Here is a 13825-nt window from a genome sequence, read left to right as displayed (position 1 = left end):
AGAAGTTGCATCACCGACGTTGAATCACCGACGCGCCGCCACCCGTGCGGCGCGCATCACAACTAAGCCAATCCACGGATGGAGATGAGAGACATGCAGGACCAGTACATCCTCGCGCTCGACCAGGGCACGACGAGCTCCCGCGCGATGCTGTTCGATCGCCAGGGCAACATCGTATCGATCGCCCAGAAGGAATTCGCCCAGATCTACCCGCAACCCGGCTGGGTCGAGCACGACCCGCAGGAAATCTGGTCGACGCAAGCCGGCGTCGCCGCCGAAGCCGTCACGCGCACGGGCCTGAACGGCACGTCGATCGCAGCGATCGGCATCACGAACCAGCGCGAGACGACGATCGTCTGGGATCGCGACACCGGCCAGCCCGTGTACAACGCGATCGTGTGGCAGGATCGCCGCACCGCCGACTTCTGCGATTCGCTGAAGAAGCAGGGTCTCGAAGCGAAGGTGCGCGCGAAAACCGGCCTGCCGATCGACTCGTACTTCTCGGCCACCAAGATCCGCTGGATCCTCGACAACGTGCCCGGCGCGCGCGACAAGGCGCGCGCGGGCAAGCTCGCGTTCGGCACGGTCGACAGCTGGCTCGTGTGGAACTTCACGAAGCACGAGCTGCACGTGACCGACGTGACGAACGCGTCGCGCACGATGCTGTTCAACATCCACACGCGCGAGTGGGACGACGAGCTGCTCGAACTGCTCGACATCCCGCGCAGCATGCTGCCGGACGTGAAGGCGTCGTCGGAGATCTACGGCCATACGAAGACGACCGTGTTCGCGTCGAAGATTCCGCTCGCCGGTATCGCCGGCGACCAGCACGCGGCGCTGTTCGGCCAGATGTGCACGACGTCGGGCATGGTGAAGAACACGTACGGCACCGGCTGCTTCCTGATGATGAACGCCGGCGACAAGCCGATCGAGTCGAAGAACAACCTCGTGACGACGATCGCGTGGCAGATCGGCGACAACGTGCAGTACGCGCTCGAAGGCAGCATCTTCATCGCCGGCGCGGTCGTGCAGTGGCTGCGCGACGGGCTCGGCATCATCAAGACGGCTGCCGAAATCGAAGCGCTCGCCGCGAGCGTCCCGCATAGCGACGGCGTCTATCTCGTGCCCGCGTTCGCGGGGCTCGGCGCGCCGCACTGGAACGCGCGCGCACGCGGGTCGGTGTTCGGCGTCACGCGCGGCACGACGTCCGCGCACCTCGCGCGCGCCGCGCTCGATGCGATCGCGTATCAGTCGCTCGACGTGCTGGCCGCGATGGAAGCCGATTCGGGCATCAGCATCGGCGAGCTGCGCGTCGACGGCGGCGCGAGCGCGAACGATCTGCTGATGCAGTTCCAGGCGGACCTGCTCGGCGTCGATGCGGTGCGCCCGCAGATCACCGAAACGACCGCGCTCGGCGCCGCATACCTCGCCGGCCTCGCGATCGGCTACTGGAAGAACCTCGACGAGGTGCGCAGCCAGTGGCAGCTCGATCGCCGCTTCGCGCCGTCGATGCCGAAGGACCAGGTCGAGCGCTGCATGGCCGGCTGGCAGCGCGCGGTGCGCGCCGCGAAGGCGTGGGCCGACGACGGCCGATAAGCGTCGCCGCCAGACGGAAAGACGACAACACACAACAACACCGGCGGACCGCGCAGCGCGCGAGTCTGCCCGGACATACGAGAGACGAACATGTCACCTTACATTGCAGAATTCATCGGCACCGCGATCCTCGTGCTGCTCGGCAACGGCGCGGTCGCGAACGTGCTGCTCGCGAAAACCAAGGGCAAAGGCGCGGACCTGATCGTGATCGTGATGGGCTGGGCGATGGCCGTATTCGTCGCGGTCTACGTGACCGCGTCGTTCAGCGGCGCGCACCTGAATCCGATCGTCACGATCAGCCTCGCGCTCGCCGGCAAGTTCGCGTGGTCGAAAGTCGGCGGCTACGTGCTTGCGCAGATGCTCGGCGGCATGGCGGGCGCGCTGCTCGTGTGGCTCGCGTATCGGCAGCACTTCGCGAAGGAAGCCGACGCCGACCTGAAGCTCGCGGTGTTCTGCACCGCGCCCGCGATCCGCAGCGTCACGCACAACGTGCTGACCGAAGCGATCTGCACGTTCGTGCTGATCCTCGGCGTGCTGTACCTCGCATCGCCGCAGGTCGGCCTCGGTGCGCTCGATGCGCTGCCGGTCGGCCTGCTCGTGCTCGGCATCGGGATCTCGCTCGGCGGCCCGACCGGCTACGCGATGAGCCCGGCGCGCGATCTGTCGCCGCGGATCATGCACGCGCTGCTGCCGATTCCGGGCAAGCGCGACAGCGACTGGCGCTACGCGTGGGTGCCGGTCATCGGCCCGCTGCTCGGCGGCGCGGCGGCGGCCGGCCTGTATCTGCGCCTGCACGCGACGGTCTGAGCGTCGCTTCGCCGGCGCGCGCGGCACGTCGCTGCCGCACGCGCCGGCAACGACACGCTTTCACTCTCTTCTTCGCAAGCCGCGTCGCCGCACGCGCGCGGTCCGGCGCCGACCGTCACGCGGCCGCCGCCAGCGACTTCAGCTTCACGTTCGTATCCGCGACTGCATCCGGCGCGACGTCGACGCCGCGCTCGACCAGCATTCTCGCGACCCGCATCTCCTTGACGAAACCCGACGCGCGCCCGAAGCCGCTCGCGGCGACCAGCCGCGCATGCGCGTCGAAATGAAAGTGGATTTCGGCGTCGTCGTCGAGCACGCGCGCGACGGTCAGCTCGCCGAGCGCCGGGTCGCCGGCCACCTGCAGCTGCGCGTCGTATTGATCGGACCAGAACCACGGCGTGTCGCGATACGGCTCGTCGGCGCCGAGCATGTTGCGCGCGGCGACGCGCGCCTGCGTTTCGGCGCCGTGCCACGTCTCCTGCCGCACGAGCCGTCCCGAACGGCCGCGCGGAAACACCGCGACGTCGCCGGCCGCATAAATGCCGGGCGCCGACGTCTCGAGCCGCGCATCGACGACGATCCCGCGATCGACGCGCAGGCCCGCATCGCGCGCGAGTTCGTCGGCCGGTTCGATACCGATGCCGGCGACGATCGTATCGGCGTGGAGCGTGCTGCCGTCGTCGAGCACGATCGCGAGCGCGCCGGCCGCCGTCCGCTCGATCGCAACCGGCGCGCAGTTCACGCGGATCGTCACACCGTGCTGCACGTGCAGCGCGTGCACGCGCGCGGCGATTGCCGCCGGCACCGCGCGCCCGAGCACGCGCGGCGCCGCGTCGAGCACCGTCACGCGACACCCGCGAAGCCGTGCGGACGCGGCAACCTCGAGTCCGATGAAGCCGGCGCCGATCGACACGATGCGCGCGCCGGGCACGAGCCGTGCGCCGAGCGCCGCCGCATCGTCGAGCGTGCGCAGCGCGAGCACGCCGTCGAGCGTCGCGCCCGGAATCGCGAGGCGGCGCGCACGTGCGCCGGTCGCGAGCAGCAGCGCGTCATAGCCGAACGTGCGGGCGCCCGCGACGCGGATTTCGCGGGCGTGCGGGTCGATGCGTTCGACCGTCGCGACGATCGGCTCGATGCCGTCCGCCGCCCACGCGCGCGGGTCGCGCAACTGACACTGCGCGGCGCTGCGTTCGCCCGTCAGCACGCCTTTCGACAACGGCGGCCGCTCGTACGGCAGGTGCGCCTCCGCACCGATCAGCACGATGCGCCCGCGCCACCCGCACTCGCGCAGCACCTGCGCCGCGCGGCCGCCTGCGTGCCCCGCACCGACGATCGCCATCACGCGTTCGGTCGCCATCGCGGTCATACCTCGATCAGGATGCGGCCGTCGTCGATCTTCGCGCGATACGTGCGCAGCTTCTCGCACGCGGGCGCGGACAGCGGCCGGCCGTCGCGCACGTCGAAGCGGCCGTTGTGCTTCGGGCATTCGATCACGTGATCGATCACGAGACCGTCTGCGAGATGCACGTGCTCGTGCGTGCACAGCCCGTCGCTCGCATACACGTTGCCGCCGATCCGGTAGATCGCATACGTGCGGCCTGCGTGGTCGAAGCGCGCGACGTCGTCTTCGTCGATGTCGTCGAGTGCGCCGGCGTCGATCCATTGCGTCATGATTCGCGTCTCCTTCGTTGAATGTGCGGGCCGCTCACGCACGCGCGGCATCCGGCACCGGACGCACGACGTGATGGGACGGATCGCGCGTCTGCCGGATCAGCGCGGGCACGATCTCCGCATACGCGGCGAGCGTGCTGCGGTACGGCGGCGGCATGTCGGCCTTTACCGCGTCGTGCAGCTTCGGCAGCGCATGGAACGGCACCATCGGAAACATGTGGTGCTCGACGTGGTAGTTCATGTTCCAGTACAGGAAGCGGAACACCGGATTCATCATCACGGTCCGGCAGTTGCGCCGATGATCGAGCACGTTCTCCGGCATTCCCGCGTGCTGCGTGAGGCCGAAGTACAGGTACAGCCACGCGCCGTAGAGACTCGGCAGCCCGACGTACAGCAGCGGCAGCATCGTGTGCCAGGCCAGCGACGCACCGATCGCCGCCGCATACACGGCCAGATGGATGCGCGCTTCGCGCACGACCTTCGGCCATTCCGATTCGGGCACGTACGTGCGCTCTTCGTCGTCGAGCCGGCCGACGAACGCGATCGCGACCATCTTGCGCAGTTCACCGGCCACATGCTTCAGCGCGACGACGTTCAGCGCGAGCGACAGCCAGTCGGTCGGCTTCGGCGCGGCGATCTCCGGGTCGCGTCCGACGACGAGCGTGTCGGTGTGGTGGCGCGCATGGCTCCACCGCCACACCGTCGCGCGGCGAAACACCTGGAACGACGCGACCTGATACAGCACGTCGTTCATCCAGCGCGTGCGAAACGCGGTGCCATGACCGCATTCGTGCCAGCGCGAATCGGCCGGGCTGCAGTACAGCGTGCCGTACACGAAGAACGCGGGAATCGTCCACGCCGAATGCGCGCGCCACGCGAGCCACGCCAATGCGCCGCTGACCGCGATCGCCGCGTACCAGATCAGCGTGTCGCGGATCGCGCGCGCATCGTCGCGCTGCATCAGCTGCTTCATCAGCGGTCGCGGCACCGGGCAGCGGTACCACTCGGCGTTGACGAGCCCGGCCGCGCGCGCACGCTCGCCGGCGCCGCCGATCATCCGGTATTCGTGACGGCGCGCCGATGCCGTGCGATCGCGCGCCTGGTCGTCCATGGGGGCCACTCGTGTCTCCTGTTCGTCGATGCTCGGAAAGCGGCGGGCGCTTCGGCAAGCGCTTCGGCGTGAAAGCAAAATTAGGCGACCGGCACCGCGCGCTCAACGGGAACATTGACGAAATTTCGCCAGCGTCCTAGCGTACCGGTCAGCGTCATTCCGAATGGCGAAGACAACGATGGAGACGACATGACACGCGAATCCGGTCCGCGCTGGCGCAAGCGCACCGCGCGCTTCGACGAGATCGCGGCGCTCGCCGGCGTCAGCACGACGACCGTCGATCGCGTGCTGAACGAGCGCGGCAGCGTATCCGCGCACGCACGCGAGCGTGTGGTCGCCGCGGCCCGGCAGCTCGGCGTGCCGCGGCAGCTGCCCGACACGCGGCATGGACTGATCCACGTCGACGTGCTGCTGCCGGACACCGATACGCCGTTCTTCCGCCGGCTGCAGCAGGCGCTGCAGCGCTCGCTGCAGATGCTCGACCGCCGCGTGGTCGTGCACCGGACGATCCTGCCCGCGGCGGACGACGCGCGCGCGGCCGCCCTGATCGAACGGCCCGCGTACCGGCGCGCGGCGCTGATCGTCACGGCGCCCGACACGCCGCGCGTGCGCGACGCACTGGCCGGCGCGATCGCGCGCGGCGAAACCGTCGTCACGATGGTCACCGACATCTCCGGCATTGCGCGCGTGCACTACGCGGGCATCGACAACTACCGCGCCGGCCGCACGGCCGGCTACTACATCGGCCGCCTCGCGGCGCGCGCGGGCCGCGTGCTGCTGCTCGGCGCGCGGATGGGATACCGCGCGCATGCGGAGCGGCTCGCCGGCTGCGTCGATCAGCTGACCGACGCATTCGCGGCGCTGCGCTGCAGCGACGAGCCGATCGAGACGTTCGATCAGGACGACCGGTGCTACCGCGCGGTGACCGACGCATTGCGCCGGCACGACGATCTGGTCGCGATCTACAACAGCGGCGCCGGTTCGGCCGGCATCGAAGCCGCGCTGCGCAACGCGGACGCGGCGCACCGCGTCGTGTGGATCGGACACGAGATGCTCGACGAGCACCGCGCGTTCATCGAGGCCGGCGCGATGGACATCGCAATCGACCAGGATCCGGACGGGCAGGCGATCTCCGCGCTGCAGCATGTGCTGCACGCGTGCGGAATCGTCGAACAGCCGCCGCCGCGCGAAGCGGTCGAATTCCGCGTGTTCTGTTCGGCGAACGTCAGGACGAGCGCGTATCTGCAGGCTTGAGCCGCGCGGCGCGAAAAAATCGACCGTCGCGTTGGCGATTTTTCGTCAACGTCGGTCATGCGGCGCGCGCCGCGCATCCGTAAATTGGACAGCCATCGCAATACGACGACAAAGAGGAGACGATGGCCGAACCGATTCTCGTCGGCGTCAACATCGACGGCGTGCTCGAACACGACGGGCTGCCGCCGCCGTCGCCGGCCGAACGCTTCCGGATGATCGCGGCCGCCCGCGCGTTCGACTACGTCGAAAAGAATCCGCTGCGCGGCGAAGACCTGTCGCCGTATTTCGCGCTGGTCGAGCGCCACGCGCTGCCGATCCGCGTGATCGGCGGCATCTGGCGCGCGGGCGCCGACGAAGCGCACGTGGCCGAGATCGTCGACGCCGGCGCGCGGTTCGGCAGCACGGTGCTCAACTGCCAGCTGCATGCGCATCATGCGGACGGCCATCCGCTGTCGGACCGCGAGGTCGCCGACTTCTATCTGCGCGCTTACGAACGCGGCGAGCGGGTCGGCTGCCTGCCGAGCGTCGAAGTGCACGTCGACATGTGGAGCGAGGATTTCACACGCATCGCGCGGGTCGCGCAACACGTCGATGCAGCCGGCGCGCCGTTCCGGATCACGCTCGACCATTCGCATCTGCTGTTCAAGATCGGCAACCGTGCGGAACTCGCCGCATCGCACGTCGACAGCGAGCCCGACGGCGGACGCGCGCTGCTCGACCCCGCATCGCCGACGGCGATCTATACCGACTGGATCGCGCGCGGGTGGGTGCGGCACGCGCATGCGCGCAGCGTGATTCCGAACAATCCGGACAACCGCTGGATGCGCCGCGCGGACGGCAGGCCCGGCCGCGGCATTCAGTATCCGTTCGTCGCGCCCGCGCCGGGCACCTATCACGGCGCATGGGACGCCGCACGGCTCGACACGTGGAAGGAAGCGCTGCGCCAGCTGCTGCGCTGGCAAGTCCGCACGCAGCCTGCGCAGCTCGAGCAGATCAGCTGCGAATTCATTCCGTTTCCGGACTACGGCGGCGGCGCGCGCTATTCGATCTTCGACAACAACGTCGCGTGCGCGCACTGGCTGCGCGACACGTGGCGCGCGCTCGCCGCGCAGGCGGCCGATGCGCGCGCCGCCACCTGATTCGCCCCACACGACACCGGAGGACGCAACGATGACGCAAGCATTTCACTTTTCGCTGAACCGGATGAGCGCGCCGCGCATGCCGCTCGATCGCTACGTCGCGCTGTGCCGGCGTCTCGGCATCGATGCGATCGAGATCCGCAACGACGTCGACGGCGTCGAGATCGCCGATGGCACGCCGGCCACGACCGTGCGCGCGACGGCCGAAGCCGGCGGCGTGACGATCCTGACGATCAACGCGCTGCAGCGCTTCGACCAATGGAACGCCGAGCGCGCGGACGAAGCGACGGCGCTGGCCGATTACGCCGCGCAATGCGGCGCACGCGCACTCGTGCTGTGCCCGACCAACAGCCGCGGCGATACGCGCAGCGCCGATGCGCGCCACGCCGATCTCGTGAACGCGTTGAAGGCGCTCGAGCCGATCCTCGACGCGCGCGGCCTGCTCGGCTTCATCGAACCGCTCGGCTTCGACGAGTGCGCGCTGCGCCGCAAGTCCGACGCGGTGAAGGCGATCTACGACGCAGCTGGCGAACAGGTGTTCCGGCTCGTGCACGACACGTTCCACCATCACCTGGCCGGCGAAGACATCTTCTTCCCGAACCTGACGGGCCTCGTGCACCTCTCGGGCGTCGACGAAGCCGATCTGCCGGTCGCGCGGATGCGCGACGGTCATCGCGTACTGGTCGGCGCTGCGGACCGGCTCGGCAACATCCGCCAGTTGCGCGAACTGCTCGCGCGCGGCTACCGCGGCGCGTTGTCGTTCGAACCGTTCGCGGACGAAATCGCCGCAGCCGACGACATCGAAGGCCGGCTGCGCGCGAGCATCGACTACGTCCGCTCGGAGTTGGCCGCACGCTGAGCGGCGCGGCAACGCACGAGACATACGCGTCGGCGACGGCCGGCACGCGAGCCGGCGTCCGTCGCACGTTTGGACCGCGCACGTCGAAGCCGCCGCGAAACCGCGAAGCCGAAAAGCCGTGCCGCGCAGCCGCCCGACCGGCGCTCATCGGAATCAACAGGAGAAGGCATGATCGAATTCGCTTTGTTCGGCGCAGGCAGAATCGGAAAGATTCATGCGGCGAATCTCGCGCGCCATCCCGGCGCGAAGCTGAAATACGTGATCGACCGGCATGCGCGGTCGGCCGCCGCGCTCGCACACGCGCACGGCGCGCAGGTCGCCGACATCGAGCGTGCGCTCGGCGATGCGGCGGTGCGCGCGGTCGTGATCGCGTCGAGCACCGATACGCATGCGGACCTGATCGTCGCCGCAGCGAATGCGGGCAAGGCGGTGTTCTGCGAAAAGCCGGTCGATCTGAGCATCGAGCGCTCGCGCGAATGCGCGGACGTCGTGCGCCGCAACGGCGTGACCTGCATGATCGGCTTCCAGCGCCGCTTCGATCCGACGTTCGCCGCGCTGAAGGCGCGCGTCGAGCACGGGGAGATCGGCGAGCCGGAGATGCTGATCGTCACGAGCCGCGACCCCGGCGCGCCGCCGCTCGACTATCTCCGCAGCTCGGGCGGCATCTTCAAGGACATGCTGATCCACGACTTCGACGTGTTCCGCTGGATCCTCGGCGACGAAGCGCAGACGCTGCATGCGACCGGCAGCTGCCTGACCGATCCGGCCGTGCGCGACGCCGGCGACCTCGATTCGACGGCCGTCACGATCCGCACGCGGCGCGGGCTGCTGTGCCAGATCAATACGTCGCGGCGCGCCGCGTACGGCTACGACCAGCGCTTCGAGCTGCTCGGCAGCCGCGGGATGCTGCAGGCCGGCAACGTGCGCGCGACCGAGGTCAGCGCGTGGTCGGCGCGCGCCATCGCGATCGACGTGCCGGAACCGTTCTTTCTCGAACGCTATCGGCATGCGTATGCGGCCGAGATCGCGCACTTCGTCGATGCGCTGCGCGACGGCGCGCCGGTCAGGACGACGATCGACGACGGACTCGCGGCGCTCGAGCTGGCCGAAGCCGCGATCGCGTCGTGGCAGACGGGGCGCGTGGTCGAGGTGTGACGGCAGCAGCAGTCGCGCACGCAGACATTCGGCTGCACGCTGGCCGCGGCGCGCGGTCACGAAGCGGCCGCCGCGCACAACGAGCGGTGCGCGGCGGCCGGACGAAAGCACGTATCATGGCGGGATGATCGGCGTCGCCGATTTCCCCGCTTTCTCACCCATCATGCTCGATCACCTCATCTGCGACTGCGACGGCGTGCTCGTCGACAGCGAAGTCATTGCCGACCGCGTGCTGCTCGACACGCTGTCCGCGACGTTCCCGCACCTCGATTTCGAAGCCGCCGCGAAGACGGCGTTCGGTCAGCAGACGTCGCGCTTTCTCGCCGGCCTCGAAGCGCGCTTCGGCATCCGGATGCCCGACAACTTCATCGAGACCGTCGAGCACAACATCGAAGTCGAGCTCGCGAAGTCGCTCGCACCGATCACCGGCGTGCGCGACGCACTGCTGAAGGTCGAGCTGCCGGCCGCGGTCGTGTCGAACAGCCGCCTCGCGCGCGTGCGCAATTCGCTGAAGCGCGCGGCGCTCACCGAGATCTTCGGCGATCGCGTGTTCAGCTCCGAGCAGGTCGCACGACCGAAGCCCTATCCCGACGTCTATCTGTACGCCGCGCAGACGCTCGGCATCGCGCCGCAGCGCTGCATCGTCGTCGAAGACAGCGTATCGGGGCTGAACGCCGCACGCGCGGCCGGCATGAAGACGATCGCATTCGTCGGCGCGAGCCACATTCCCGACAACTACGCGGACGCGCTGCGCGCGATGGGCATCACGCGGATCATGCGGACGATGGACGAACTGCCGGCGCTCGTCGCGGCCGGCATGCGCGGCGAATTCGGCGACGTGCAGTCCTGAGCGCGCGGCGCTAAGACGCGCGACGCGATGCGCCCGCGCGCGGATGCCGCGACACGGGCGCGTCGATATGCGTGGTGCCTTCGCCGTTACACCGGTTCGCAGCAACGCTCGCGCGCGGCCGCCAGCGCCGCGCGGAATTCGACGAGCTCCGCGATCGTCAGCATCGGCAGGCGATGCCGTTGCGCGAAACGCTCGACGTCGTCGCCGCGCGTCATCGTGCCGTCCGGATTCATCAGCTCGCACAGCACGCCGGCCGGTTTCAGCCCGGCCAGAATCGCAAGATCGACCGTGCCTTCGGTATGGCCGCGCCGCGCGAGCACGCCGCCCGGTTGCGCGCGCAACGGAAACACGTGGCCGGGACGCACGATGTCGTGCGGCTTCGCATCGTCGGCGATCGCCGCGCGGATCGTCGTCACGCGGTCGGCCGCCGACACGCCCGTATGCACACCTTCGCGCGCCTCGATCGACACGGTGAAGGCCGTGCCGTTGCGGCTCTCGTTGGTCTGAACCATCGGCGGCAGCTCGAGCGCGCGCACCTTGTCGTCGGTCAGGCACAGACACACGATCCCGCTGCATTCGCGAATCAGCAGCGCCATCGTTTCCGGCGTGATGCGTTCTGCGGCAACGATCAGGTCGGCCTCGTTCTCGCGGTCGTGGTCGTCCTGCAGCACGACCGCGCGCCCCGCGCGCATTGCATCGAGCGCGGCGGCAATGCGCGGCGGCACCGGTTCGGAGTCGAGCAACGGGAGATCGGCAAAGGCGTCGGCAGGCGCCGACGAAACGGACATCAAGGACATGTGAAACGCTCCTCGCAAATACGATTTGGGCGAAAAACGTTTCAGGGCATTGCAAACAGACAGAACGACGATCCGCTTCGCACGCGCGGCGAAGCGGCCCTGACGGACATGACTATCTGCACATCTTCTCTCATCCGGACTGTAACCGTCGGCTCTGGCATTCGACCAGATCTGCTGACCCCGCGCGGATGCGCGGGCGCTCGCGGGCTCGCCGGCTTTCGCCGGCCTACCGCCGGTGGGGAATTTCGCCCCGCCCTGAAGACGCACTGATTGCCGGCGGCGGTCGCCCGTCGCCGGCGGGGCCAAGCATACAACAGCCGTGCAGCCGGCGTCGTCGAAGACCCTACTGACGACGCCGTCTAAGCGCACCGTGCCGGCCGTCCATCGGCCGGCGCAGCGCCCGCTCAGCCGGCCGCATGCGACGCGTCGGGCACGATCCAGCGCGGCGGCACCTCGGGGCTCACCGTCACGCGAAACGCGCGTGCGTCGCTGTCGCCCGGATTGCGCAGGCTGTACGGCTGGTCGGCGTCGAACACGATCGCATCGCCGGTCGCGAGCAATTGCCGGCGATCGTGCACGCTGATCTCGAGCGTGCCTTCGCTGACCACGAGGTTCACCGTCGTGCCCGGCGCGCGCGGCGTGCCCGGCTCCGTATGCAGCGGCGCGATCCGCAATTCGTGGAATTCGGCCGCGGCCGGCTCGCCTTCCGGATACAGCGCGCGCGACGAAAACCGGCCGTTCGAACTGACGACGCGCGACGCGCGATCGGCCGCCAGATGCTCGAAGCCGTTCACCGCATGGCGGCGCAGGAATGCGGCGACCGACACCTTCAGCGCGGCCGCGATCTTGCAGAGCACCTTGATCGACGGCACGCTGCGCGCCGATTCGATCTGCGCGAGCATCGCGCGCGACACGCCGGACAGCCGCGCGAGCGCATCGAGCGACAACTGCCGCTCCGCACGCAGCCGGGCCAGGTTCACGCCGACGACCTGTTCGAGAGCGTCGAGCGATGCGGACGTCCGCGTATCGGCGGCAGCGCCGGACTCGAACGAGGACACGTCGCGCACGAGCGTCAGGGGTGAAGACATAGCATTGCCTCCGGGCCGCCGCGCGGCCCTGCGTATGGGTAAGCCGGGATCGGAATCGGATTGCGCCGCGAACGGCGCGTATCGAGACGCTATCACCCGGCCTGGCGCGGGCAAACGAAGTTATCTTCACACCGTTATCAGCATCGCGGAGGAATGCGTTTCTCGCCGCACCGTTCCTGCCGCTATGGCGCCGCTCACTGCGCAGCCGGCGCGGTGCCGCGCGCGGGCCCGCGCGCATCGAGCCGCATCGCGAGCCACGTGACGACGAGCGCCGCGAACGTCACCGCGACGGCGACCCACGGCAGCGCGTCGAGCGCGAAACCGTGTTCGAGCGCGAGCCCGCCGAGCCACGCGCCGCCCGCGTTGCCGACGTTGAACGCGCCGATGTTCAGCGTCGACGCGAGGTTCGGCGCGCTCGCGGCCTTCTCGACCACGCGCGCCTGCAGCGGCGGCACGGTCGCGAACGCGGCGATTCCCCAGACGAACACGGTGACGGCCGCGGCGACCGGCTGATGGCTCGTCTTCGCGAACACGGCCATCACGGCCATCAGCGCCACGAGAATCGCGATCAGCGAAGGCATCAGCGCGCGGTCCGCGAGCTTGCCGCCGAGCGTGTTGCCGACCGTGAGGCCCGCGCCGAACAGCACGAGGATCAGCGCGACCGCGCGCGGCGAATAGCCGGTCACGCTCTCGAGAATCGGCGCGATGTACGTGAACACGACGAACACGCCGCCGAAGCCGAGCACCGTCATCAGCAGCGCGAGCCACACCTGCGGCTCCTTCAGCACGCGCACTTCGTGGCCGAGGCCGACCGGCCCGCTGTCGTGCCGGTTCGGCACGAGCGCGGTGACGCCGCCGAGCGACAGCACGCCGAGCGCGGCGACGATCCAGAACGACGCGCGCCAGCCGAGCAGCTGGCCGACGAACGTGCCGAACGGCACGCCGAGCACGTTCGACAGCGTGAGGCCCGTGAACATCAGCGCGATCGCGCTCGCGCGCTTGTCGACCGGCACGAGCGACGCGGCAACCACCGCGCCGATCCCGAAGAACGACCCGTGCGCGAACGACGTGACGACGCGCGCGACCATCAGCATGCCGTAGCCGGAAGCCGTCGCGCACAGCACGTTGCCGACGATGAAGATCGCCATCAGCAGCTGCAGCGCGGCCTTGCGCGGCATGCGGCTCGTCAGCACCGCGAGCAGCGGCGCGCCGACCGCGACGCCGAGCGCGTAGCCGGTCACGAGCAGGCCGGCCGACGGCAGCGACACGGCCAGGTCGTGCGCGACTTCGGGCAGCAGCCCCATGATGATGAATTCGGTGGTGCCGATGGCGAACGCGCTGATCGCCAGCGCGAGTAACGGAATGGGCATGGTGTTCTCCATAGCGCGGCGGACGCGGCGCGCGGTCGGCGCCGCACCGCACAAAAGTCGGGACGTGCGCGCATTGTCCCGAAGCCGCTCATATTTGATAATTGGCGTCGCCTTTGAACCATTTTCAA

General features: G+C 69.1%; 13 protein-coding genes and 1 riboswitch. Of the genes, 7 read left to right on the top strand and 6 right to left on the bottom strand.

Annotated features, from left to right (window positions below; genetic code table 11):
* The first annotated feature begins 93 nt into the window (after positions 1–93).
* Positions 94–1596 (top strand): glycerol kinase GlpK, encoded by a 1503-nt coding sequence (gene glpK, locus BUB20358_RS04145; RefSeq protein ID WP_035971751.1) that lies wholly within the window; start codon positions 94–96, stop codon positions 1594–1596.
* 90 nt (positions 1597–1686) lie between these two features.
* A complete protein-coding gene (locus BUB20358_RS04140; protein WP_006763462.1) occupies positions 1687–2403 on the top strand; it encodes an MIP/aquaporin family protein in 717 nt (238 codons plus the stop codon).
* A 115-nt stretch (positions 2404–2518) separates the two neighbouring features.
* Here the strand turns inward: BUB20358_RS04140 and BUB20358_RS04135 are convergent, their stop codons facing one another.
* The 3 genes from BUB20358_RS04135 to BUB20358_RS04125 are packed head-to-tail and all read right to left on the bottom strand — an operon-like array spanning position 2519 to position 5194.
* Positions 2519–3760 carry an NAD(P)/FAD-dependent oxidoreductase gene (locus BUB20358_RS04135; RefSeq protein WP_045552507.1) on the bottom strand — a complete coding sequence of 414 codons (1242 nt, stop codon included), beginning with the start codon at positions 3758–3760 and terminating at the stop codon, positions 2519–2521.
* A gap of 5 nt (positions 3761–3765) precedes the next feature.
* Entirely contained in the window at positions 3766–4074 is a 309-nt protein-coding gene (locus BUB20358_RS04130; RefSeq protein WP_035971750.1) for a non-heme iron oxygenase ferredoxin subunit, read from the bottom strand.
* Between the two features lie 34 nt (positions 4075–4108).
* Positions 4109–5194, bottom strand: coding sequence for a fatty acid desaturase family protein (locus BUB20358_RS04125; RefSeq protein ID WP_006763460.1), 1086 nt, complete (start codon positions 5192–5194; stop codon positions 4109–4111).
* Positions 5195–5374: 180 nt separating this feature from the next.
* On the opposite strand from BUB20358_RS04125, the gene BUB20358_RS04120 reads away from it, so the two are divergent.
* The 5 genes from BUB20358_RS04120 to BUB20358_RS04100 all read left to right on the top strand — a co-directional run bounded on the left by BUB20358_RS04120 (position 5375) and on the right by BUB20358_RS04100 (position 10442).
* Positions 5375–6439, top strand: a complete 1065-nt coding sequence (locus BUB20358_RS04120) for a LacI family DNA-binding transcriptional regulator (protein ID WP_006763459.1) — start codon at positions 5375–5377, stop codon at positions 6437–6439.
* Positions 6440–6561: 122 nt separating this feature from the next.
* The gene (locus BUB20358_RS04115; protein WP_006763458.1) at positions 6562–7578 is read left to right on the top strand and encodes a hypothetical protein; all 1017 of its coding nucleotides are present in this window, start codon (positions 6562–6564) and stop codon (positions 7576–7578) included.
* Positions 7579–7609: 31 nt separating this feature from the next.
* Positions 7610–8437: a TIM barrel protein gene (locus BUB20358_RS04110; protein WP_035971749.1), complete on the top strand. Its 828-nt coding sequence runs from the start codon at positions 7610–7612 to the stop codon at positions 8435–8437.
* 168 nt (positions 8438–8605) lie between these two features.
* Complete coding sequence (iolG, locus tag BUB20358_RS04105; protein WP_006763456.1) at positions 8606–9592, top strand: inositol 2-dehydrogenase; 987 nt, start codon at positions 8606–8608, stop codon at positions 9590–9592.
* A 163-nt stretch (positions 9593–9755) separates the two neighbouring features.
* Positions 9756–10442: an HAD family hydrolase gene (locus BUB20358_RS04100; protein WP_006763455.1), complete on the top strand. Its 687-nt coding sequence runs from the start codon at positions 9756–9758 to the stop codon at positions 10440–10442.
* A gap of 86 nt (positions 10443–10528) precedes the next feature.
* Here BUB20358_RS04100 and ribB read toward each other — a convergent pair whose 3' ends face one another.
* The 3 genes from ribB to BUB20358_RS04085 all read right to left on the bottom strand — a co-directional run bounded on the left by ribB (position 10529) and on the right by BUB20358_RS04085 (position 13697).
* A complete protein-coding gene (gene ribB, locus BUB20358_RS04095; protein WP_006763454.1) occupies positions 10529–11239 on the bottom strand; it encodes a 3,4-dihydroxy-2-butanone-4-phosphate synthase in 711 nt (236 codons plus the stop codon).
* A 118-nt stretch (positions 11240–11357) separates the two neighbouring features.
* Positions 11358–11506: riboswitch (FMN riboswitch) on the bottom strand.
* Between the two features lie 137 nt (positions 11507–11643).
* The gene (locus BUB20358_RS04090; RefSeq protein WP_035971748.1) at positions 11644–12327 is read right to left on the bottom strand and encodes a helix-turn-helix domain-containing protein; all 684 of its coding nucleotides are present in this window, start codon (positions 12325–12327) and stop codon (positions 11644–11646) included.
* 194 nt (positions 12328–12521) lie between these two features.
* Positions 12522–13697, bottom strand: coding sequence for an MFS transporter (locus tag BUB20358_RS04085; protein ID WP_006763452.1), 1176 nt, complete (start codon positions 13695–13697; stop codon positions 12522–12524).
* Between the last annotated feature and the right edge of the window lie 128 nt (positions 13698–13825).

The sequence above is a fragment of the Burkholderia dolosa genome (assembly GCF_902499135.1).
In the GTDB taxonomy this organism is placed as follows: Bacteria; Pseudomonadota; Gammaproteobacteria; order Burkholderiales; family Burkholderiaceae; genus Burkholderia; species Burkholderia dolosa.
This window is presented reverse-complemented; position numbering and strand designations above follow the sequence as displayed.

Bases quoted from the DNA above. Each gene is read 5' to 3' on its own strand.
- glpK (WP_035971751.1), top strand. From the start codon at position 94: ATGCAGGACCAGTACATCCTCGCGCTCGACCAGGGCACGACGAGCTCC.
- BUB20358_RS04140 (WP_006763462.1), top strand. From the start codon at position 1,687: ATGTCACCTTACATTGCAGAATTCATCGGCACCGCGATCCTCGTGCTG.
- BUB20358_RS04135 (WP_045552507.1), bottom strand. From the start codon at position 3,760: ATGGCGACCGAACGCGTGATGGCGATCGTCGGTGCGGGGCACGCAGGC.
- BUB20358_RS04130 (WP_035971750.1), bottom strand. From the start codon at position 4,074: ATGACGCAATGGATCGACGCCGGCGCACTCGACGACATCGACGAAGAC.
- BUB20358_RS04120 (WP_006763459.1), top strand. From the start codon at position 5,375: ATGACACGCGAATCCGGTCCGCGCTGGCGCAAGCGCACCGCGCGCTTC.
- BUB20358_RS04115 (WP_006763458.1), top strand. From the start codon at position 6,562: ATGGCCGAACCGATTCTCGTCGGCGTCAACATCGACGGCGTGCTCGAA.
- BUB20358_RS04110 (WP_035971749.1), top strand. From the start codon at position 7,610: ATGACGCAAGCATTTCACTTTTCGCTGAACCGGATGAGCGCGCCGCGC.
- iolG (WP_006763456.1), top strand. From the start codon at position 8,606: ATGATCGAATTCGCTTTGTTCGGCGCAGGCAGAATCGGAAAGATTCAT.
- BUB20358_RS04100 (WP_006763455.1), top strand. From the start codon at position 9,756: ATGCTCGATCACCTCATCTGCGACTGCGACGGCGTGCTCGTCGACAGC.
- ribB (WP_006763454.1), bottom strand. From the start codon at position 11,239: ATGTCCTTGATGTCCGTTTCGTCGGCGCCTGCCGACGCCTTTGCCGAT.
- BUB20358_RS04090 (WP_035971748.1), bottom strand. From the start codon at position 12,327: ATGTCTTCACCCCTGACGCTCGTGCGCGACGTGTCCTCGTTCGAGTCC.
- BUB20358_RS04085 (WP_006763452.1), bottom strand. From the start codon at position 13,697: ATGCCCATTCCGTTACTCGCGCTGGCGATCAGCGCGTTCGCCATCGGC.